The 19,295-nt window shown below is 57.0% G+C and carries 23 protein-coding genes; 19 read left to right on the top strand and 4 right to left on the bottom strand.

Annotated features, from left to right (window positions below; genetic code table 11):
• The first annotated feature begins 10 nt into the window (after positions 1-10).
• The 19 genes from pduC (at position 11) to pduX (ending at position 15,673) form a co-directional block, all read left to right on the top strand.
• On the top strand, positions 11-1,675 hold the full coding sequence (gene pduC, locus QEN32_RS08620) for a propanediol dehydratase large subunit PduC (protein WP_001256896.1): 1,665 nt from the start codon (positions 11-13) through the stop codon (positions 1,673-1,675).
• 10 nt (positions 1,676-1,685) lie between these two features.
• The gene (gene pduD / locus QEN32_RS08615; protein WP_000405049.1) at positions 1,686-2,360 is read left to right on the top strand and encodes a propanediol dehydratase medium subunit PduD; all 675 of its coding nucleotides are present in this window, start codon (positions 1,686-1,688) and stop codon (positions 2,358-2,360) included.
• Between the two features lie 14 nt (positions 2,361-2,374).
• Entirely contained in the window at positions 2,375-2,896 is a 522-nt protein-coding gene (gene pduE / locus QEN32_RS08610) for a propanediol dehydratase small subunit PduE (protein WP_001090602.1), read from the top strand.
• A gap of 15 nt (positions 2,897-2,911) precedes the next feature.
• Positions 2,912-4,744 carry a propanediol dehydratase reactivase alpha subunit PduG gene (gene pduG, locus QEN32_RS08605; RefSeq protein ID WP_265322293.1) on the top strand — a complete coding sequence of 611 codons (1,833 nt, stop codon included), beginning with the start codon at positions 2,912-2,914 and terminating at the stop codon, positions 4,742-4,744.
• Entirely contained in the window at positions 4,734-5,084 is a 351-nt protein-coding gene (pduH, locus tag QEN32_RS08600; protein ID WP_000377970.1) for a propanediol dehydratase reactivase beta subunit PduH, read from the top strand. The genes pduG and pduH overlap by 11 nt, the downstream gene beginning before the upstream one ends.
• An 18-nt stretch (positions 5,085-5,102) precedes the next feature.
• Entirely contained in the window at positions 5,103-5,378 is a 276-nt protein-coding gene (gene pduJ, locus QEN32_RS08595) for a propanediol utilization microcompartment protein PduJ (RefSeq protein ID WP_001057755.1), read from the top strand.
• A 3-nt stretch (positions 5,379-5,381) separates the two neighbouring features.
• Positions 5,382-5,864 (top strand): propanediol utilization microcompartment protein PduK, encoded by a 483-nt coding sequence (gene pduK / locus QEN32_RS08590; RefSeq protein ID WP_001284393.1) that lies wholly within the window; start codon positions 5,382-5,384, stop codon positions 5,862-5,864.
• Positions 5,864-6,496, top strand: coding sequence for a phosphate propanoyltransferase (locus QEN32_RS08585; protein WP_080091069.1), 633 nt, complete (start codon positions 5,864-5,866; stop codon positions 6,494-6,496). The genes pduK and QEN32_RS08585 overlap by 1 nt, the downstream gene beginning before the upstream one ends.
• Positions 6,493-6,984 (top strand): propanediol utilization microcompartment protein PduM, encoded by a 492-nt coding sequence (gene pduM, locus QEN32_RS08580; protein WP_001012966.1) that lies wholly within the window; start codon positions 6,493-6,495, stop codon positions 6,982-6,984. Before QEN32_RS08585 ends, pduM begins: the two co-directional genes overlap by 4 nt.
• A gap of 3 nt (positions 6,985-6,987) precedes the next feature.
• On the top strand, positions 6,988-7,263 hold the full coding sequence (gene pduN / locus QEN32_RS08575; RefSeq protein ID WP_000549825.1) for a propanediol utilization microcompartment protein PduN: 276 nt from the start codon (positions 6,988-6,990) through the stop codon (positions 7,261-7,263).
• Between the two features lie 9 nt (positions 7,264-7,272).
• Positions 7,273-8,283 carry a two-domain cob(I)yrinic acid a,c-diamide adenosyltransferase PduO gene (pduO, locus tag QEN32_RS08570; protein WP_001029486.1) on the top strand — a complete coding sequence of 337 codons (1,011 nt, stop codon included), beginning with the start codon at positions 7,273-7,275 and terminating at the stop codon, positions 8,281-8,283.
• Positions 8,280-9,674 (top strand): CoA-acylating propionaldehyde dehydrogenase PduP, encoded by a 1,395-nt coding sequence (pduP, locus tag QEN32_RS08565; RefSeq protein ID WP_265322292.1) that lies wholly within the window; start codon positions 8,280-8,282, stop codon positions 9,672-9,674. The genes pduO and pduP overlap by 4 nt, the downstream gene beginning before the upstream one ends.
• Before the next feature lie 11 nt (positions 9,675-9,685).
• Positions 9,686-10,798, top strand: coding sequence for a 1-propanol dehydrogenase PduQ (gene pduQ, locus QEN32_RS08560; RefSeq protein WP_001091454.1), 1,113 nt, complete (start codon positions 9,686-9,688; stop codon positions 10,796-10,798).
• A complete protein-coding gene (pduS, locus tag QEN32_RS08555) occupies positions 10,795-12,150 on the top strand; it encodes a cobalamin reductase PduS (protein WP_064034873.1) in 1,356 nt (451 codons plus the stop codon). Before pduQ ends, pduS begins: the two co-directional genes overlap by 4 nt.
• 2 nt (positions 12,151-12,152) lie before the next feature.
• Positions 12,153-12,707: a propanediol utilization microcompartment protein PduT gene (pduT, locus tag QEN32_RS08550; protein ID WP_000075772.1), complete on the top strand. Its 555-nt coding sequence runs from the start codon at positions 12,153-12,155 to the stop codon at positions 12,705-12,707.
• On the top strand, positions 12,707-13,057 hold the full coding sequence (gene pduU / locus QEN32_RS08545; RefSeq protein WP_000441100.1) for a propanediol utilization microcompartment protein PduU: 351 nt from the start codon (positions 12,707-12,709) through the stop codon (positions 13,055-13,057). Before pduT ends, pduU begins: the two co-directional genes overlap by 1 nt.
• Before the next feature lie 4 nt (positions 13,058-13,061).
• Positions 13,062-13,514 carry a propanediol utilization protein PduV gene (pduV, locus tag QEN32_RS08540; RefSeq protein WP_000826278.1) on the top strand — a complete coding sequence of 151 codons (453 nt, stop codon included), beginning with the start codon at positions 13,062-13,064 and terminating at the stop codon, positions 13,512-13,514.
• Positions 13,499-14,713 carry a propanediol utilization propionate kinase PduW gene (pduW, locus tag QEN32_RS08535; protein ID WP_265322291.1) on the top strand — a complete coding sequence of 405 codons (1,215 nt, stop codon included), beginning with the start codon at positions 13,499-13,501 and terminating at the stop codon, positions 14,711-14,713. The genes pduV and pduW overlap by 16 nt, the downstream gene beginning before the upstream one ends.
• A 93-nt stretch (positions 14,714-14,806) precedes the next feature.
• Positions 14,807-15,673, top strand: coding sequence for an L-threonine kinase PduX (gene pduX, locus QEN32_RS08530; RefSeq protein ID WP_139760173.1), 867 nt, complete (start codon positions 14,807-14,809; stop codon positions 15,671-15,673).
• A gap of 33 nt (positions 15,674-15,706) precedes the next feature.
• Here the strand turns inward: pduX and QEN32_RS08525 are convergent, their stop codons facing one another.
• The 4 genes from QEN32_RS08525 to dacD form a co-directional block, all read right to left on the bottom strand.
• Positions 15,707-16,042: a DUF496 family protein gene (locus QEN32_RS08525; protein WP_000450405.1), complete on the bottom strand. Its 336-nt coding sequence runs from the start codon at positions 16,040-16,042 to the stop codon at positions 15,707-15,709.
• A 243-nt stretch (positions 16,043-16,285) separates the two neighbouring features.
• A complete protein-coding gene (locus QEN32_RS08520) occupies positions 16,286-17,344 on the bottom strand; it encodes an FUSC family protein (RefSeq protein WP_001200858.1) in 1,059 nt (352 codons plus the stop codon).
• Positions 17,345-17,462: 118 nt separating this feature from the next.
• Positions 17,463-17,930 (bottom strand): DNA gyrase inhibitor SbmC, encoded by a 468-nt coding sequence (gene sbmC / locus QEN32_RS08515; protein WP_000384326.1) that lies wholly within the window; start codon positions 17,928-17,930, stop codon positions 17,463-17,465.
• Positions 17,931-18,080: 150 nt separating this feature from the next.
• Positions 18,081-19,253: a serine-type D-Ala-D-Ala carboxypeptidase DacD gene (gene dacD / locus QEN32_RS08510; RefSeq protein WP_000925042.1), complete on the bottom strand. Its 1,173-nt coding sequence runs from the start codon at positions 19,251-19,253 to the stop codon at positions 18,081-18,083.
• Between the last annotated feature and the right edge of the window lie 42 nt (positions 19,254-19,295).

The raw sequence follows: 19,295 nt of genomic DNA, 5'->3' as shown, positions 1-19,295 counted from the left end.
AGGCTGATTCATGAGATCGAAAAGATTTGAAGCACTGGCGAAACGCCCTGTGAATCAGGACGGCTTTGTTAAGGAGTGGATCGAAGAAGGCTTTATCGCAATGGAAAGCCCGAACGACCCGAAACCGTCGATTAAAATCGTTAACGGCGCGGTAACCGAGCTGGACGGAAAACCGGTTAGCGAATTCGACCTGATCGACCACTTTATTGCTCGCTACGGCATCAACCTGAACCGCGCCGAAGAAGTGATGGCGATGGATTCGGTCAAGCTGGCTAACATGCTCTGCGATCCTAACGTCAAGCGCAGCGAAATCGTCCCGCTAACCACCGCGATGACCCCAGCGAAAATTGTTGAAGTGGTTTCGCATATGAACGTGGTTGAGATGATGATGGCGATGCAGAAAATGCGCGCCCGCCGCACGCCATCTCAGCAGGCGCACGTCACCAACGTTAAAGACAACCCGGTGCAAATTGCCGCCGATGCCGCCGAAGGCGCATGGCGCGGGTTTGACGAACAAGAAACCACGGTTGCGGTAGCGCGCTACGCGCCGTTCAACGCCATCGCGCTGCTGGTTGGTTCTCAGGTAGGTCGTCCGGGTGTACTGACTCAGTGCTCCCTGGAAGAAGCTACCGAGCTGAAGCTCGGTATGTTGGGCCACACCTGCTACGCCGAAACCATTTCCGTTTACGGCACCGAGCCGGTCTTCACCGACGGTGACGATACGCCATGGTCGAAAGGCTTCTTAGCCTCTTCCTACGCCTCTCGCGGCCTGAAAATGCGCTTCACCTCCGGTTCTGGCTCCGAAGTGCAGATGGGCTACGCCGAAGGCAAATCCATGCTGTATCTGGAAGCGCGCTGCATCTATATCACCAAAGCGGCTGGCGTTCAGGGTCTGCAAAATGGCTCCGTAAGCTGTATCGGCGTACCGTCTGCCGTGCCATCAGGCATTCGTGCCGTGCTGGCGGAAAACCTGATCTGCTCGTCACTGGATCTGGAATGCGCCTCCAGTAACGACCAGACCTTCACCCACTCCGATATGCGTCGTACCGCGCGCCTGCTGATGCAGTTCCTGCCGGGTACCGACTTTATCTCCTCTGGTTATTCCGCGGTGCCGAACTACGACAACATGTTCGCCGGTTCCAACGAAGATGCGGAAGACTTTGACGACTACAACGTTATCCAGCGTGACCTGAAAGTGGACGGTGGTCTGCGCCCGGTTCGCGAAGAGGACGTTATCGCCATCCGTAACAAAGCCGCCCGCGCGCTGCAGGCCGTGTTTGCCGGAATGGGACTACCGCCGATTACCGATGAAGAAGTTGAAGCCGCGACCTATGCCCACGGTTCGAAAGATATGCCGGAGCGTAACATCGTCGAAGACATCAAGTTCGCCCAAGAAATCATCAATAAAAACCGCAACGGTCTGGAAGTCGTTAAAGCGCTGGCGCAGGGCGGGTTTACCGACGTGGCCCAGGACATGCTCAACATCCAGAAAGCCAAGCTAACCGGCGACTATTTGCACACCTCCGCCATTATCGTCGGCGACGGACAAGTGCTCTCTGCGGTTAATGACGTCAATGACTATGCCGGTCCGGCAACAGGTTATCGCCTGCAGGGAGAACGCTGGGAAGAGATTAAAAACATCCCTGGCGCTCTTGATCCCAACGAGATTGATTAAGGGGTGAGAAATGGAAATTAATGAAAAATTGCTGCGCCAGATAATTGAAGACGTGCTCCGCGATATGAAGGGCAGCGATAAACCCGTCTCGTTTAATGCGCCTGCGGCATCCACAGCACCACAGACCGCTGCGCCTGCGGGCGACGGCTTTCTGACCGAAGTGGGCGAAGCGCGCCAGGGCACTCAGCAGGACGAAGTCATTATCGCCGTCGGCCCGGCATTTGGCCTGGCACAGACTGTTAATATCGTCGGCTTACCGCATAAGAGCATCCTGCGCGAAGTCATCGCCGGTATTGAAGAAGAAGGTATCAGGGCGCGCGTGATTCGCTGCTTTAAATCTTCCGACGTGGCGTTCGTCGCCGTTGAAGGTAACCGCCTGAGCGGCTCCGGCATTTCCATCGGCATCCAGTCGAAAGGCACTACGGTTATCCACCAGCAGGGACTACCGCCGCTCTCCAACCTGGAGCTGTTCCCGCAAGCACCGCTGCTGACGCTGGAAACCTACCGTCAGATAGGTAAAAACGCCGCCCGTTATGCGAAACGCGAATCACCGCAGCCGGTCCCTACGCTGAATGACCAGATGGCACGCCCGAAGTACCAGGCAAAGTCGGCCATTTTGCACATTAAAGAGACCAAGTACGTCGTGACGGGCAAAAACCCGCAGGAACTGCGCGTGGCGCTTTGATAAAGGATAACTCCATGAATACCGACGCAATTGAATCGATGGTTCGGGACGTATTGAGCCGCATGAACAGCCTGCAGGGCGATGCGCCAGCCGCGGCTTCGGCGGCAGGCGGCACGTCCCGCAGCGCAAAGGTCAGCGACTACCCGCTGGCGAACAAACACCCGGAATGGGTGAAAACCGCCACCAATAAAACGCTGGACGACTTTACGCTGGAAAACGTGCTGAGCAATAAAGTCACCGCTCAGGATATGCGTATTACCCCGGAAACCCTGCGCTTACAGGCGTCTATCGCCAAAGATGCGGGCCGCGACCGGCTGGCGATGAACTTCGAACGCGCCGCCGAACTGACCGCGGTACCAGACGATCGCATTCTTGAAATCTACAACGCCCTTCGTCCGTATCGTTCAACGAAAGAAGAGCTGCTCGCTATCGCCGACGATCTCGAAAACCGTTATCAGGCAAAGATTTGCGCAGCTTTCGTTCGTGAAGCGGCAGGGCTGTACGTTGAGCGTAAAAAACTCAAAGGCGACGATTAATTACAGGGGTATGTGATGCGATATATAGCTGGCATTGATATCGGCAACTCATCGACGGAAGTCGCACTGGCGCGGCAAGATGAGGCTGGCGCGCTGACAATCACCCACAGCGCGCTGGCGGAAACGACCGGGATCAAAGGCACGTTGCGTAACGTGTTCGGCATTCAGGAAGCGCTCGCCCTCGTCGCAAAGCGCGCGGGGATCAATGTCAGCGATATTTCGCTCATCCGCATTAACGAAGCCACGCCGGTGATTGGCGATGTGGCGATGGAAACCATTACCGAAACCATCATCACCGAATCGACAATGATCGGCCATAACCCAAAAACGCCGGGCGGAGCAGGCCTTGGTGTGGGTATCACGATTACGCCGGAGGAGCTGTTAACCCGCCCGGCGGACTCGTCCTATATTCTGGTGGTATCGTCAGCCTTTGATTTTGCCGATATCGCCAATGTTATCAACGCCTCAATGCGCGCCGGATACCAGATTACCGGCGTCATTTTGCAGCGCGACGATGGCGTACTGGTCAGCAACCGGCTGGAAAAATCGCTGCCGATCGTTGACGAAGTTCTGTACATCGACCGCATTCCGCTGGGGATGCTGGCGGCGATTGAAGTCGCCGTGCCGGGGAAGGTTATCGAAACCCTCTCTAACCCTTACGGCATCGCCACCGTGTTTAATCTCAACGCCGATGAGACGAAAAACATCGTCCCGATGGCGCGCGCGCTGATCGGCAACCGTTCCGCCGTGGTGGTTAAAACGCCATCCGGCGACGTCAAAGCTCGTGCGATACCCGCCGGTAACCTGGAGCTGCAGGCGCAGGGTCGTACCGTGCGCGTGGATGTTGCCGCCGGTGCCGAAGCTATCATGAAAGCGGTGGACGGCTGCGGCAAGCTCGACAACGTCACCGGCGAGGCCGGGACCAATATCGGCGGCATGCTGGAGCACGTGCGCCAGACCATGGCCGAGCTAACCAATAAGCCGAGCAGTGAGGTTTTCATTCAGGATCTTCTGGCCGTTGACACCTCGGTTCCGGTGAGCGTCACCGGCGGTCTGGCCGGGGAGTTCTCGCTGGAGCAGGCCGTCGGCATCGCCTCGATGGTGAAATCAGACCGTCTGCAGATGGCGATGATTGCCCGTGAAATTGAGCAGAAGCTTAATATCGACGTGCAGATCGGCGGCGCTGAGGCTGAAGCCGCCATTCTGGGCGCGCTGACCACGCCGGGTACCACCCGACCGCTGGCGATCCTCGACCTCGGCGCGGGCTCCACCGATGCCTCCATCATCAACCCTAAAGGTGAAATCATCGCCACCCATCTCGCCGGGGCAGGCGATATGGTCACGATGATTATTGCCCGCGAACTGGGGCTGGAAGACCGCTATCTGGCGGAAGAGATCAAAAAATACCCGCTGGCTAAGGTCGAAAGCCTGTTCCACTTACGCCACGAGGACGGCAGCGTCCAGTTCTTCCCGACGCCGCTGCCTCCCGCCGTGTTCGCCCGCGTCTGCGTGGTGAAACCGGACGAACTGGTGCCGCTTCCCGGCGACTTAGCGCTGGAAAAAGTGCGCGCCATTCGCCGCAGCGCTAAAGAACGCGTCTTTGTCACCAACGCCCTGCGCGCGCTGCGTCAGGTCAGTCCAACCGGCAACATTCGCGATATTCCGTTCGTGGTGCTGGTCGGCGGCTCGTCGCTGGATTTCGAAGTTCCGCAGCTGGTCACCGATGCGCTGGCGCACTACCGCCTGGTCGCAGGGCGGGGAAATATTCGCGGCAGCGAAGGCCCAAGAAACGCGGTGGCCACCGGCCTGATTCTCTCCTGGCACAAGGAATTTGCATATGGACAGTAATCACAGCGCCCCGGCTATCGTCATTACCGTTATCAACGACTGCGCCAGCCTCTGGCACGAAGTGCTGCTGGGTATCGAAGAGGAAGGCATCCCTTTCCTGCTTCAGCATCACCCGGCTGGAGATGTCGTTGACAGCGCCTGGCAGGCGGCGCGCAGCTCGCCGCTGCTGGTCGGCATTGCCTGCGATCGACACTCGCTGGTCGTACATTACAAGAATTTACCCGCATCGGCGCCGCTTTTTACGCTGATGCATCATCAGGACAGTCAGGCCCAACGCAACACCGGTAATAACGCGGCACGACTGGTCAAAGGGATCCCTTTTCGGGATCTCCATGTTTAATCACAGGAGAACGGCAGTATGAATAACGCACTGGGACTGGTTGAAACAAAAGGGCTGGTCGGCGCCATTGAAGCCGCCGATGCAATGGTTAAATCCGCCAACGTACAGCTGGTGGGCTACGAAAAAATTGGTTCTGGCCTGGTTACCGTCATGGTTCGCGGCGATGTCGGCGCGGTTAAAGCAGCCGTAGATGCCGGCAGCGCAGCGGCAAGCGTCGTGGGTGAAGTGAAATCCTGCCACGTTATCCCGCGTCCGCACAGCGATGTTGAGGCCATTTTACCGAAATCAGCCTAATCGATGGCGAATAAGGAGCACCGCGTGAAGCAATCACTGGGATTACTTGAAGTTTGTGGTCTGGCACTGGCTATCAGCTGCGCCGATATCATGGCGAAATCCGCTTCTATCACGCTGCTCGCCCTCGAAAAGACCAATGGTTCAGGCTGGATGGTGATTAAAATTACCGGTGATGTGGCCTCCGTGCAGGCGGCCATCACCACCGGTGCGCAATTTGCCGAACAGCGGAATGGTCTGGTGGCCCACAAGGTTATCGCCAGGCCCGGAGAAGGGATCCTGCTCGCAGAGACACCCTCCCCCTCCGTCATTGAACCTGAGCCTGAAGCGTCAGAGATAGCTGATGTCGTTTCTGAAGCGCCAGCCGAAGAGGCCCCGCAGGAATCAGAACTGGTCAGTTGCAATCTGTGTCTGGATCCAAAATGTCCGCGCCAGAAGGGCGAACCTCGTACGCTTTGCATTCATTCTGGCAAGCGAGGTGAAGCGTAATGGATAAAGAGCTTCTGCAATCAACGGTCCGTAAAGTTCTCGACGAGATGCGCCAGCGGCCTATTCCGCTGGGCGTCTCAAACCGTCATATCCACCTGTCCGCGCAGGATTATGAGCAGCTATTTCCTGGCCATCCCATCAGCGAAAAAAAAGCGCTGCTGCAGCCGGGACAATATGCTGCGGAACAAACCGTCACCCTGGTAGGGCCGAAAGGACAGCTCAAAAATGTGCGCCTGCTCGGTCCGCTGCGCTCGGTAAGCCAGGTGGAAATTTCGCGTACCGATGCGAGAGCGCTGGGGATTGCCGCGCCGCTGAGAATGTCCGGCAACCTGAAGGGGACGCCGGGCATCCGCCTGGTCAGCCCCTTTGGCGAACTGGAGCTACCTTCCGGGGTTATCGTCGCGCAGCGGCATATTCATATGTCGCCGCTTGATGCGCTGATCCTGCGGGTTTCCCACGGCGATAGGGTTTCAGTGGCGATTGAAGGCGACGATCGCGGGCTGATTTTCAACAACGTGGCGATTCGCGTTTCACCGGACATGCGCCTCGAAATGCACATTGATACCGATGAAGCCAACGCCGCTGGTGCCGATAACCCGCAGGCCTTTGCCCGGCTGGTAGGCCCGCGATGAACGGCGAAACTCTGCAGCGCATTGTCGAGGAGATTGTCTCTCGACTGCAGCGCCGTGCCCAGAGCACGGCGACGCTGAGCGTTACGCAACTTCGCGATGCCGACTGCCCAGCGCTGTTCTGTCAGCACGCGTCGCTGCGCATCCTGCTCGTCGACCTGCCGCTGCTGGGTCAGCTTGCGGATGCGGAAACCGACGATGCCGCCGCCCGGAAAATTCACGACGCGCTGGCGTTTGGCATCCGCGTACAGCTCAGCCTGCACAGCCAGCTGCTGCCGGTTATCCCGGTAAAAAAACTGGCTCGTCTGCCGCTGGTATTCACCGACGAGCACGGACTGCCGCTGGTTCTGCATGCGGGTTCGGTGCTGAGCTATCGCGATGTCGCGCTGCTAAGCCGGGGGCGTGTGGTTGTCCACCGCAAATGCATCGTGACCGCCATGGCGCGTGACGCGGCCAATGCGCGGAATATTCAATTAATTAAGCAGGAGTAAATCATGCATCTGGCACGAGTCACGGGCGCGGTTGTCTCCACGCAAAAATCACCTTCTTTGATTGGGAAAAAGCTGCTGCTGGTGCGTCGGGTCAGCGCCGATGGCGAACTCCCCGCCTCGCCTACCTCCGGCGATGAAGTGGCCGTGGACTCCGTCGGCGCGGGCGTCGGCGAACTGGTTTTGCTCAGCGGCGGCTCCAGCGCCAGGCACGTTTTTTCCGGGCCAAATGAGGCCATCGACCTCGCCGTTGTCGGCATTGTAGATACGCTTTCGCGTTAAGGGGCGGTTATGGCGATTTATACCCGAACAGGTGACGCTGGCACCACATCACTGTTTACCGGCCAGCGGGTGAGCAAAACCCACCCGCGGGTTGAAGCCTACGGCACGCTGGATGAGCTGAACGCCGCGCTGAGCCTGTGCGCCTGCGCCGCTGCGGATGAAAATCACCGCACCTTACTCGAGGCCATCCAGCAGCAACTTTTTTGGTTTAGCGCAGAGCTGGCCAGCGACAGCGAGCAGCCGTCGCCCAAACAGCGCTACATCAGCAGCGAAGAGATTTCGGCTCTGGAAGCCGCTATCGATCGGGCAATGGCCCGCGTCGAACCGCTGCACAGCTTTATTTTACCCGGACGCTGCGAAGCCGCGAGCCGCTTACATTTTGCCCGCACGCTGGCGCGCCGCGCCGAACGCCGTCTGGTTGAACTGGCAACTGAAGTCAACGTACGCCAGGTGCTGATGCGCTACATCAACCGCTTATCGGACTGCCTGTACGCCCTGGCCCGCGCGGAAGATAGCGATGCGCACCAGGCCAACATCATCCGTGAAGTTAGCAAGCGCTATCTGGCTGCCAGCCAGCCGACCCGCAGCAAGGAGACAACGCCCGTGGCCCTCTCATTCCACGATCTGCACCAGCTCACCCGCGCCGCCGTTGAACGCGCGCAGCAACTGCAGGTTCCGGTAGTCGTCAGCATCGTTGACGCGCACGGCACGGAAACTGTGACCTGGCGGATGCCGGACGCCCTTCTGGTCAGCAGCGAGCTGGCGCCGAAAAAGGCCTGGACCGCTGTTGCCATGAAAACGGCGACCCACGAGCTGAGCGATGTTGTTCAGCCAGGCGCGGCGCTTTATGGCCTGGAAAGTCATTTACAGGGAAAAGTGGTCACCTTTGGCGGCGGTTACGCCCTGTGGCGCGACGGCATATTAATTGGGGGTCTTGGCATCAGCGGCGGCAGCGTTGAGCAGGACATGGACATAGCACAGACCGCCATTGCGGCTATTAACGTGGGAACTCATCAATGAATACTTCTGAACTCGAAACCCTGATTCGCACCATTCTTAGCGAGCAATTAACCACGCCGGCGCAAACGCCGGCCCAGCCTCAGGGCAAAGGGATTTTCCAGTCCGTGAGCGAGGCCATCGATGCCGCGCACCAGGCGTTCTTACGTTATCAGCAGTGCCCGCTAAAAACCCGCAGCGCCATTATCAGCGCGATGCGTCAGGAGCTGACGCCGCTGCTGGCGACCCTGGCGGAAGAGAGTGCCAATGAAACAGGGATGGGCAACAAAGAAGATAAACTCCTCAAAAACAAGGCTGCGCTGGACAACACGCCGGGCGTAGAAGATCTCACCACCACCGCGCTGACCGGTGACGGCGGCATGGTGCTGTTTGAATACTCGCCGTTTGGCGTTATCGGTTCGGTCGCGCCGAGCACCAACCCGACGGAAACCATCATCAACAACAGCATCAGCATGTTGGCGGCGGGCAACAGCGTCTACTTTAGCCCGCATCCGGGAGCGAAAAAGGTCTCTCTGAAGCTGATTAGCCTGATTGAAGAGATTGCCTTCCGCTGCTGCGGCATCCGCAATCTGGTGGTGACCGTGGCTGAACCCACCTTCGAAGCGACCCAGCAGATGATGGCCCACCCGCGAATCGCGGTACTGGCCATTACCGGCGGCCCGGGCATTGTGGCAATGGGCATGAAGAGCGGTAAGAAGGTGATTGGCGCTGGCGCGGGTAACCCGCCCTGCATCGTCGATGAAACGGCAGACCTGGTGAAAGCGGCGGAAGATATCATTAACGGCGCGTCATTCGATTACAACCTGCCCTGCATTGCCGAGAAGAGCCTGATCGTAGTGGAGAGCGTCGCCGAGCGTCTGGTGCAGCAAATGCAAACCTTCGGTGCGCTGCTGCTAAGCCCTGCCGATACCGACAAACTCCGCGCCGCCTGCCTGCCAGAAGGCCAGGCGAATAAAAAACTGGTCGGCAAGAGCCCATCGGCCATGCTGGAAGCCGCCGGGATCGCTGTCCCTGCAAAAGCGCCGCGTCTGCTGATTGCGCTGGTTAACGCTGACGATCTGTGGGTCACCAGCGAACAGTTGATGCCGATGCTGCCGGTGGTAAAAGTCAGCGATTTCGATAGCGCGCTGGCGCTGGCCCTGAAGGTTGAAGAGGGGCTGCATCACACCGCCATTATGCACTCGCAGAACGTGTCGCGCCTGAACCTCGCGGCCCGCACCCTGCAAACCTCGATATTCGTCAAAAACGGCCCCTCTTATGCCGGGATCGGCGTCGGCGGCGAAGGCTTTACCACCTTCACTATCGCCACGCCAACCGGCGAAGGGACCACGTCAGCGCGTACTTTTGCCCGCTCCCGGCGCTGCGTACTGACCAACGGCTTTTCTATTCGCTAACCGAGGTCGCGATGAATACCTTCTCACTACAAACGCGGTTGTACAGCGGTCAGGGCAGCCTGGCGGTGCTCAAGCGCTTTACCAATAAGCACATCTGGATAATCTGCGATGGCTTTCTGGCGCGCTCTCCGCTGCTGGATACCCTGCGTAACGCGCTGCCCGCAGATAACCGCATCAGCGTCTTTAGCGAGATAACGCCGGACCCCACCATCCATACTGTGGTGCAGGGCATTGCGCAAATGCAGGCCCTGCAGCCGCAGGTGGTGATCGGTTTTGGCGGCGGCTCGGCAATGGACGCGGCGAAAGCGATTGTCTGGTTTAGCCAGCAAAGCGGCATCAACATCGAAACCTGCGTGGCGATCCCGACCACCAGCGGCACCGGTTCGGAAGTCACCAGCGCCTGCGTAATTAGCGACCCGGATAAAGGCATCAAGTATCCGCTGTTCAACAATGCGCTGTATCCGGATATGGCGATCCTCGACCCGGAGCTGGTGGTCAGCGTACCGCCGCAGATTACCGCCAACACCGGCATGGACGTGCTGACCCACGCCCTGGAAGCGTGGGTTTCACCGCACGCCAGCGACTTTACCGACGCGCTGGCGGAAAAGGCCGCCAAACTGGTGTTCCAGTATCTGCCCACGGCGGTGGAAAAAGGCGACTGCGTGGCGACGCGCGGGAAAATGCACAACGCTTCAACGCTGGCGGGGATGGCATTCAGCCAGGCGGGACTGGGGCTTAACCACGCGATAGCCCACCAGCTTGGCGGACAGTTTCATCTGCCGCACGGGCTGGCCAATGCGCTGCTGCTCACGACGGTGATCCGCTTTAACGCGGGTGACCCGCGCGCCGCCAAACGCTATGCGCGGCTGGCCAAAGCCTGCGGTTTTTGCCCGGCAGAAGCCAATGACGTTGCGGCAATCAATGCGCTGATTCAGCAAATCGAACTGCTTAAGCAACGCTGCGCCCTTCCCTCACTGGCCGTTGCGCTTAAAGAAGGAAGATCCGACTTTTCCGCACGCATTCCGGCGATGGTGCAGGCTGCGCTGGCTGACGTTACGCTGCGCACTAACCCGCGCCCGGCCAATGCCGAAGCCATTCGGGAACTGCTGGAGGAACTGCTATGAGTACCGCCGTCAACGTCGTTGAAATGTCTCATAGCGCTGATGAAATTCGCGAGCGCGTCCGCGCAGCGGGCGTTGTCGGCGCGGGCGGCGCAGGTTTTCCCGCTCACGTCAAACTACAGGCGCAGGTAGAGATTTTTCTGGTGAACGCCGCCGAGTGTGAACCGATGCTCAAAGTTGACCAGCAACTGATGTGGCAGCAGGCCGCGCGTCTTGTCCGCGGCGTGCAGTACGCGATGACGGCAACCGGCGCGCGCGAAGGGGTGATAGCCCTGAAAGAAAAATACCGCCGGGCCATCGACGCGCTCACCCCGCAGCTGCCAGCCGGTATCCGCCTGCATATCCTGCCGGATGTTTATCCTGCGGGCGATGAGGTGCTGACTATCTGGATGGCAACCGGCCGCCGGGTCGCCCCGGCTGCGCTACCGGCCAGCGTCGGCGTGGTCGTCAATAACGTGCAAACGGTACTCAATATTGCCCGGGCGGTCGAACAGCAGTTTCCGGTCACTCGTCGCACGTTGACCGTGAACGGCGCGGTCGCCAGACCGTTGACCGTTACCGTTCCTATCGGCATGTCGCTGCATGAAGTGCTGGCGCTGGCGGGCGGCGCAACGGTCGACGACCCTGGTTTTATTAACGGCGGCCCGATGATGGGTGGCCTGATTACCTCTCTTGATAACCCGGTGACGAAAACTACCGGCGGCCTGCTGGTGCTCCCAAAAAGCCATCCGCTTATCCAGCGCAGGATGCAGGACGAGCGCACGGTGCTTTCCGTCGCGCGTACCGTCTGCGAACAGTGCCGACTGTGTACCGATCTCTGTCCGCGACACCTGATCGGCCACGAACTCTCTCCGCACCTGCTGGTGCGGGCAGTGAACTTTCACCAGGCCGCCACGCCGCAGCTGCTGCTGAGCGCCCTTACCTGCTCGGAATGCAACGTTTGCGAAAGCGTGGCCTGCCCGGTGGGGATCTCGCCGATGCGCATCAACCGCATGTTAAAACGCGAGCTGCGGGCGCAAAACCAGCGCTACGTAGGGCCGCTGAACCCGGCCGACGAAATGGCGAAATATCGCCTGGTGCCGGTGAAGCGGCTGATCGCCAAACTGGGACTAAGCCCCTGGTACCAGGAAGCGCCGCTGGTTGAAGAAGAGCCGTCAGTAGAAAAAATCACTTTGCAGCTGCGCCAGCATATTGGTGCCAGCGCGGTAGCGAACGTTGCGGTGGGAGAACGCGTGACGCGCGGGCAATGCGTTGCCGATGTCCCGCCTGGCGCGCTCGGCGCACCCATTCACGCCAGCATCGACGGCGTTGTATCGGCCATCAGCGAACAGGCCATCACGGTTGTAAGAGGTTAACCATGTCTCAGGCTATAGGAATTTTAGAACTCACCAGCATCGCCAAAGGCATGGAGCTTGGTGATGCCATGCTGAAAAGCGCCAACGTCGATCTACTGGTCAGCAAGACCATCTGCCCAGGGAAGTTTTTACTGATGCTGGGCGGCGATATCGGCGCTATCCAGCAGGCCATTGAAACCGGTACATCGCAGGCCGGCGAAATGCTCGTCGACAGTCTGGTGCTGGCAAATATTCATCCCAGCGTACTTCCGGCCATCAGCGGCCTGAACAGCGTCGATAAGCGCCAGGCGGTAGGTATCGTCGAAACCTGGAGCGTGGCGGCCTGCATTAGCGCCGCAGACCGGGCGGTGAAAGGCTCAAACGTCACCCTGGTGCGGGTGCATATGGCCTTCGGCATCGGCGGTAAATGCTACATGGTGGTGGCGGGCGACGTTTCTGACGTCAATAACGCCGTGACGGTTGCCAGCGAAAGCGCGGGCGAGAAAGGGTTGCTGGTTTACCGCTCGGTGATCCCGCGCCCGCATGAAGCCATGTGGCGACAGATGGTGGAGGGATAATGGAAAGACAACCGACAACGGATCGCATGATTCAGGAATACGTGCCGGGGAAACAGGTCACTCTCGCGCACCTGATTGCTAATCCAGGGAAAGATCTCTTTAAGAAGCTGGGCCTGCCGGATGCAGTGTCCGCCATTGGCATCCTTACCATCACGCCGAGCGAAGCGTCGATTATCGCCTGCGATATCGCCACCAAATCCGGCGCGGTGGAGATTGGGTTTCTTGACCGCTTTACCGGCGCGGTGGTGCTGACCGGCGACGTTTCTGCTGTGGAATATGCCCTCAAGCAGGTAACGCGCACGCTGGGCGAAATGATGCAGTTCACCACCTGCTCGATCACCCGGACGTAACGTCATGAAGCGTTTGATGTTTATCGGCCCCAGCCAGTGCGGGAAAACCTCGCTGACCCAAAGCCTGCGCGGCGAAGCGCTCCATTATAAGAAAACCCAAGCGATTGAATGGTCGCCGATGGCCATCGACACGCCGGGCGAGTACCTGGAGAACCGCTGCCTGTATAGCGCCCTGCTAACCAGCGCCTGCGAGGCCGACGTTATCGCCCTGGTGCTGAACGCCGACGCCCAGTGGTCGCCCTTTTCTCCGGGGTTTACCGCCCCGATGAACCGCCCGACGATTGGCCTGGTCACCAAGGCCGATCTCGCCGAGCCGCAGCGTATTTCGCTGGTTGCGGAATGGCTTACGCAGGCTGGCGCCCGGCAGATTTTTATTACCAGCGCGTTGAATAATTCGGGTCTCGACGCCGTGCTGGATTTTCTGAATTCGAAGGAACCTTTATGTCTTACAAAATAATGGCCATTAACGCCGGCAGCTCATCGTTAAAATTCCAGCTGCTGGAGATGCCGCAGGGCGACATGCTCTGTCAGGGGCTGATTGAGCGTATCGGTATGGCGGATGCGCAGGTGACAATTAAGACGCACAGCCAAAAATGGCTGGAAACCGTCCCCGTTGCCGATCATCGCGATGCGGTAACGCTGCTTCTGGAAAAGCTGCTGGGTTATCAAATCATTAACAGTCTGCGGGACATTGATGGGGTGGGCCATCGTGTGGCGCACGGCGGTGAATTTTTTAAAGACTCGACGCTGGTCACGGATGAAACGTTAGCGCAAATCGAACGTCTTGCTGAACTGGCCCCGCTTCACAACCCGGTAAACGCGTTGGGTATTCACGTTTTTCGTCAACTGTTGCCTGATGCCCCTTCCGTAGCCGTGTTTGATACGGCATTTCACCAGACGCTGGATGAACCCGCCTATATTTACCCGCTTCCCTGGCATTATTACGCGGAACTGGGGATTCGCCGTTATGGCTTTCATGGCACCAGCCATAAGTATGTCAGCGGCGTTCTGGCGGAAAAGCTGGGCGTACCACTCAGCGCATTACGGGTGATTTGTTGTCATCTTGGAAACGGTAGCAGCATCTGCGCCATCAAGAACGGGCGTTCGGTCAATACGTCGATGGGCTTTACGCCGCAGTCAGGCGTGATGATGGGCACCCGTAGCGGAGATATTGATCCCTCTATTCTGCCGTGGATAGCCCAGCGCGAAAGCAAAACGCCGCAACAGTTGAATAAGTTATTAAATAATGAGTCAGGCTTGCTGGGCGTTTCTGGCGTGTCGTCTGATTACCGCGATGTCGAACAGGCAGCCAATACCGGTAACCGGCAGGCTAAACTCGCTCTCACTCTGTTTGCCGAACGCATTCGCGCCACCATTGGCAGCTATATTATGCAAATGGGAGGACTGGATGCGCTGGTATTCACTGGGGGCATTGGCGAGAACTCAGCGCGCGCCAGATCGGCGGTTTGCCATAATTTGCAATTTTTAGGCTTAGCCGTTGATGAAGAGAAAAATCAGCGTAATGCGACATTTATCCAGACGGAGAACGCCCTGGTGAAAGTCGCCGTCATCAACACCAACGAAGAGTTAATGATCGCACAAGACGTTATGCGCATTGCGCTACCGGCCACGGAAGGGCTTTGTGTACCAGCCTGAGAGGGTTATACGACGCATTGCGGCAAGTCATGGTAATAACGCTTTTACCATGACACTATGCGCGCACACTATTCGTACCTGAAAGGTGATAACGTGGCTGTTGCGCAATGCCCCGCCTCATGCGGAGAACTTATCCAGGGATGGATTCTGGGCAGTGAGAAACTGGTCTCCTGCCCCGTTGACTGGTACAGCACCGTAGCAGTCACGGCTGCGCCGCCGTTGGTAAACGAGCGCCCATTGTCGCGGGCGATGGTGGAGCGCGTTCTGGCGCACTGGCAGTATCCTGCGCACTGGAGTAACGAGATTCGCGTCGATGTGCGTTCGTCAATTCCCGTTGCCAAAGGCATGGCCAGCAGCACCGCAGATATTGCCGCTACGGCAGTGGCAACGGCGCATCATCTTGGCCATTCGCTGGATGAAACTACCCTTGCACAGCTTTGCGTCTCAATCGAACCCACCGATAGCACCGTTTTTCATCAGTTAACGCTGTTTGATCATAATAATGCGGTCACGCAAATCACCTGCGAGCCACCGCCGCCAATCGATTTGCTGGTACTGGAAAGTCCGGTCACACTGCGCACGCAAGATTACCACCGTCTCCCTCGCCAGCAGAAATTAATAGCAAGTTCAGCAACCTTGCAGCAGGCCTGGAATCTGGTGCAGGAAGCCTGTATAACGCAAAATCCGCTCCGACTGGGTGAGGCGGCTACGCTTAGCGCTATCGCCAGCCAGACGCTGTTACCTAAGCCAGGATTTACCGCCCTGTTGTCGCTGGTCGAAGAGTGTGATTTATACGGATTGAACGTGGCACATAGCGGTAGCGTGGTGGGTCTGATGCTGGACCGGAAACGTCATGATATTGCGCGCCTGAAAGGTAAGCTGGCAGAGAAAAAACTTACCCGACACTGGCCAAAACAACATTTACTCAAGATGGTCACTGGCGGGGTCAAACTGCAGTGAGAGCCTGATATACGCTCCCACTGCCGTAGCGCATTATTCGGCTTTTACATCGGCGTGTTTCATTTCGCCCATCGCTTTCAGCTTTTTGGAAATGTCGCGACGCTCTTTGGAGATTTCGGCATTTTTAATGATGTAGTCATCAACGCGATCTTCATAGTCGCTTTTCATGCTGGCGATGATACCCTGAATCGCCTCAACGCTCATACCTGGCTTGATGTAGTCGCTCAGGTTGTCCAGCAGCAGCACACGCTTCTGGTTGTCACGGATCTTCTTCTCAATGTCCTGAATTTCACGTTGCAGTTTATTTTTGCGACGGAACAGACGAACAAACTCCAGCACGTCCTGGAAAGAAGGCTTGGTTGTTTCCATTTTTACACCCCTGATAATGTGAGATTCGGATTCGTTAAGCAACTGCTAGTGGATAAACATTACGTTTATCCCCGTCATACTTCAAGCCGCCAGAGGAAACACCGTTACGTCGCCGTCTGGGAAACCTGAAGGTTCGGGGATAAAATCGTTGCCAGTAGCACTCATTTTATCCTTATATTAGTATCATACTCTTAATCTTTGCTGAATCGAAGCAGCAACAAATTCATTCGCCCCATCTGCTTTTTATTTGCGCAAAGCCCGGCAGATCAAGTGTGAAAGCAGTTCCAACTGTCGGGCCGTTTCCATACTTAGCCAAACATAGCCGTGGATGGGGGTTTCAGCCACCGCGTCGCCCTGCTGCTCGTTCATTAGCTGTCGCAACTCGGCAGCAATATCATTCAGTTTACCGGTATTTGCCAGTACCGGCTGCGGGTTGCCTTCAAACAACGCGTGGGCGATCGTTAGCAAGGTTTGCTGCGTCATCTGCTGGGTTTCACGCAATGTGTGCGCGTTAAGCATCACAAAATGGCTGGCGCGCGTCGCCCAGTGGGCATTGATTTGTAATTCAAGCATACAAACCAGATTGCGGTTGATGGTCTGAATGGCCTCGAAAATAGATTTTTGTATCCGGGTTTCTTTACTGGCGGGCGTTATCAGCCCGCGCATTTTGACGACATCGTTCAGCAACCGTTGCAAATGTTTATCCAACCGGGGGCGCTCCAGCAAATTCGGCGACAGAGCTGCCTGATACACCCGATTATACGCCGTGACGCAATGCGCCAGTTGGATGCGCCAGTGCAAAAAGGCGCGCTGGGGCCAGATGCCGGTAAACAACATCGCCAGTAGCGACCCCAAAATCACATCCCCGCCACGCCATAATGCCGTATTCATATCACCAGCGGGAGCGCCGACAACAACGGCGAGCGTTATGCCTATCAGTAGCGCCTGATACGGTTTTTTCCCTAAGGCCAGCCAGCCGCACAAAAACATCGCTATCGCACACCACACCAGCATCAGCGGTAAGGAAAAGAGCTCCAGGCGTAGCGCCACCAGCCCTAACGCCGCGCCCAGGATCGTACCGCCTATGCGCTCAAAAGCACGAGGCACTACATTTCCCCAGAATGAGATGGGCCCCATAATCACCACTAACGTGATTAGCGGCCATGTGCCCTCGGGAATAGAAAACAGACGAACCAGCAGAAAGGTAAGAATGAACGCCAGGGCGATACGTATGCCATGCACGATGCGATAATGACGGTACAACCGTATTTCAAAAGGGCTTAATGACTTATCGGCACGCACGCTTGCGCTCCTTACGGGAATGGCAAAAAATGCATTGTACCTGCTTTATAGCAAAAATAGCGCACTGGCGGACGGAACACATTATCCGTCCGCTCTTTTCAGCCAGGAAACCAGTCGATCACTTCCGCTGTACCGGAATATACATTTCAATATCCCAGTATCCATCTTCCATGCCGTTATTCAGATAGGTTTCAAAACAGGGCGCAGAGGCTATCTGATAAGCGCTATCCTGCTCCAGGACGTCAAAAAACCGTTCCCACGGCTTCGCAAAGTCACGGTCTTCCACTCGCGCGACAGCAGTGGCATATTCGCCGCCTTCAATGGCGGTCACGATTACGCCTTCGCTATTGTCCGGCAGGATGAAATTCTCTGCCACGGACACCACGGTATCGCAGCGGAGTTTTTCCGCAGGTACGACATCTGGATTGTCGTAATAGACGGCAATCCATTCAACTGGCACGATCCGCTGTCGATCCACCCACGTCATCAGTTGTTCAAAACCCTGCTTCACGGTGTGTTCCCATGGACCGACCATGTGGAAACCGGCTATCTTGCGTTTTTGTTCCTGCCTGATTTCGTAATCCATGCTGCCTCCGTCACTTCACTATACTGTATGAATGTACAGTGTAATTACAGCCTTTTACGGTCACAAGGACAGCGTGATCATTTTGTGAGCAACCTCGCAATCCCGCCCTTTTGACACCTCAAATGACGGTGAACGGTGTGTGACAACGGCTTACGCTTTATGCTGAAAATAGTCGCTCAGACGAGAGAACATACCGCCTTTACCCACCGATTCCAGAGTGACCAGCGGCCACTGAGCGATCAGTTTATCCCGATCGTAGAGCTCTATTTCACCTACCTGTTGATGAGCGGCGATTGGCGCCTCCAGCTCTTTTCTATCCAGCACATATTTTGCTTTGATATGCGGAATTTCCGCTTTGGGCAGCGCCATCCAGAAATCCTGTTCCGTACCCAGCGCAATCTTTTCTTTGTCTCCATACCAGATTCGCTCGCTGCCCACTTTTTTACCGCTGTGCAAAATCTGCACCGTCGCAAAGTTTTGCTGGCCCCACTGCAACAGTTTTCGCGCCTGTTCCTCACGACCTTTCGAACTTTTCGCTCCCATCACGACGGCGATAAGTCGGCGCTGCCCGTCCACCGCCGATGCGATAAGATTAAATCCCGCCCCCGATGTGTGTCCGGTTTTAAGCCCATCGATATGCATGGTCTTATCCCATAACAAGCCGTTGCGGTTCTGCTGCGTGATGCCGTTCCAGGTCAGGCTTTTCTCGCTGTACATGTGATAAAATTCAGGTTCGCCGTGAATAATCGCCCGGGAGAGTACGGCCAGATCATACGCGGAGCTATGTTGTCCCGGCGCATCCAGACCGTGGACGGTTTCAAAATGGGTATCCTGCAAATTGAGTTTTTTCACATAGCTGTTCATCATCGCCACAAACTGCGGCTGCCCGCCCGCGATATAATCCGCCAGCGCCACACAGGCATCGTTACCGGAATCCACGATTAAGCCACGGCTTAAATCACGCACCGACACGCGATCTCCTTCTTTTAAAAACATCAACGAGGAGCCGACAAACACCGGATTATCCTTCGCCCAGGCGTCGCGCCCAACGGTGACGATATCGTCAGGGCTGATACGATGACTATCGATGGCGCGATCGACGACGTAGCCCGTCATTAGCTTGGTAAGGCTGGCGGGATTACGTTGCTGGTGTTCATTACCGGCGGTAAGAACCTGTCCCGTAGTGTAATCCATCAACACCCAGGCGCCTGCATCAATGGCTGGCGGTTGGGGAGCAAAACTTACGGCATCGGCCGCAAGCGCAGGAGAAAGGTGCATCGCGAATAAAGAAGCGGCAATAAACAAACGGCGTTTCAACAGCATGTCCTCAGGATGGTCTCTATTTGCCGTTCTTTTTACGGAAGT

The sequence above is a fragment of the Salmonella sp. SA14318 genome, from assembly GCF_029866905.1.
GTDB lineage: Bacteria > Pseudomonadota > Gammaproteobacteria > Enterobacterales > Enterobacteriaceae > Salmonella > Salmonella enterica.
This window is presented reverse-complemented; position numbering and strand designations above follow the sequence as displayed.

Bases quoted from the DNA above. Each gene is read 5' to 3' on its own strand.
- pduC (WP_001256896.1), top strand. From the start codon at position 11: ATGAGATCGAAAAGATTTGAAGCACTGGCGAAACGCCCTGTGAATCAG.
- pduD (WP_000405049.1), top strand. From the start codon at position 1,686: ATGGAAATTAATGAAAAATTGCTGCGCCAGATAATTGAAGACGTGCTC.
- pduE (WP_001090602.1), top strand. From the start codon at position 2,375: ATGAATACCGACGCAATTGAATCGATGGTTCGGGACGTATTGAGCCGC.
- pduG (WP_265322293.1), top strand. From the start codon at position 2,912: ATGCGATATATAGCTGGCATTGATATCGGCAACTCATCGACGGAAGTC.
- pduH (WP_000377970.1), top strand. From the start codon at position 4,734: ATGGACAGTAATCACAGCGCCCCGGCTATCGTCATTACCGTTATCAAC.
- pduJ (WP_001057755.1), top strand. From the start codon at position 5,103: ATGAATAACGCACTGGGACTGGTTGAAACAAAAGGGCTGGTCGGCGCC.
- pduK (WP_001284393.1), top strand. From the start codon at position 5,382: ATGGCGAATAAGGAGCACCGCGTGAAGCAATCACTGGGATTACTTGAA.
- QEN32_RS08585 (WP_080091069.1), top strand. From the start codon at position 5,864: ATGGATAAAGAGCTTCTGCAATCAACGGTCCGTAAAGTTCTCGACGAG.
- pduM (WP_001012966.1), top strand. From the start codon at position 6,493: ATGAACGGCGAAACTCTGCAGCGCATTGTCGAGGAGATTGTCTCTCGA.
- pduN (WP_000549825.1), top strand. From the start codon at position 6,988: ATGCATCTGGCACGAGTCACGGGCGCGGTTGTCTCCACGCAAAAATCA.
- pduO (WP_001029486.1), top strand. From the start codon at position 7,273: ATGGCGATTTATACCCGAACAGGTGACGCTGGCACCACATCACTGTTT.
- pduP (WP_265322292.1), top strand. From the start codon at position 8,280: ATGAATACTTCTGAACTCGAAACCCTGATTCGCACCATTCTTAGCGAG.
- pduQ (WP_001091454.1), top strand. From the start codon at position 9,686: ATGAATACCTTCTCACTACAAACGCGGTTGTACAGCGGTCAGGGCAGC.
- pduS (WP_064034873.1), top strand. From the start codon at position 10,795: ATGAGTACCGCCGTCAACGTCGTTGAAATGTCTCATAGCGCTGATGAA.
- pduT (WP_000075772.1), top strand. From the start codon at position 12,153: ATGTCTCAGGCTATAGGAATTTTAGAACTCACCAGCATCGCCAAAGGC.
- pduU (WP_000441100.1), top strand. From the start codon at position 12,707: ATGGAAAGACAACCGACAACGGATCGCATGATTCAGGAATACGTGCCG.
- pduV (WP_000826278.1), top strand. From the start codon at position 13,062: ATGAAGCGTTTGATGTTTATCGGCCCCAGCCAGTGCGGGAAAACCTCG.
- pduW (WP_265322291.1), top strand. From the start codon at position 13,499: ATGTCTTACAAAATAATGGCCATTAACGCCGGCAGCTCATCGTTAAAA.
- QEN32_RS08525 (WP_000450405.1), bottom strand. From the start codon at position 16,042: ATGGAAACAACCAAGCCTTCTTTCCAGGACGTGCTGGAGTTTGTTCGT.
- sbmC (WP_000384326.1), bottom strand. From the start codon at position 17,930: ATGGATTACGAAATCAGGCAGGAACAAAAACGCAAGATAGCCGGTTTC.
- dacD (WP_000925042.1), bottom strand. From the start codon at position 19,253: ATGCTGTTGAAACGCCGTTTGTTTATTGCCGCTTCTTTATTCGCGATG.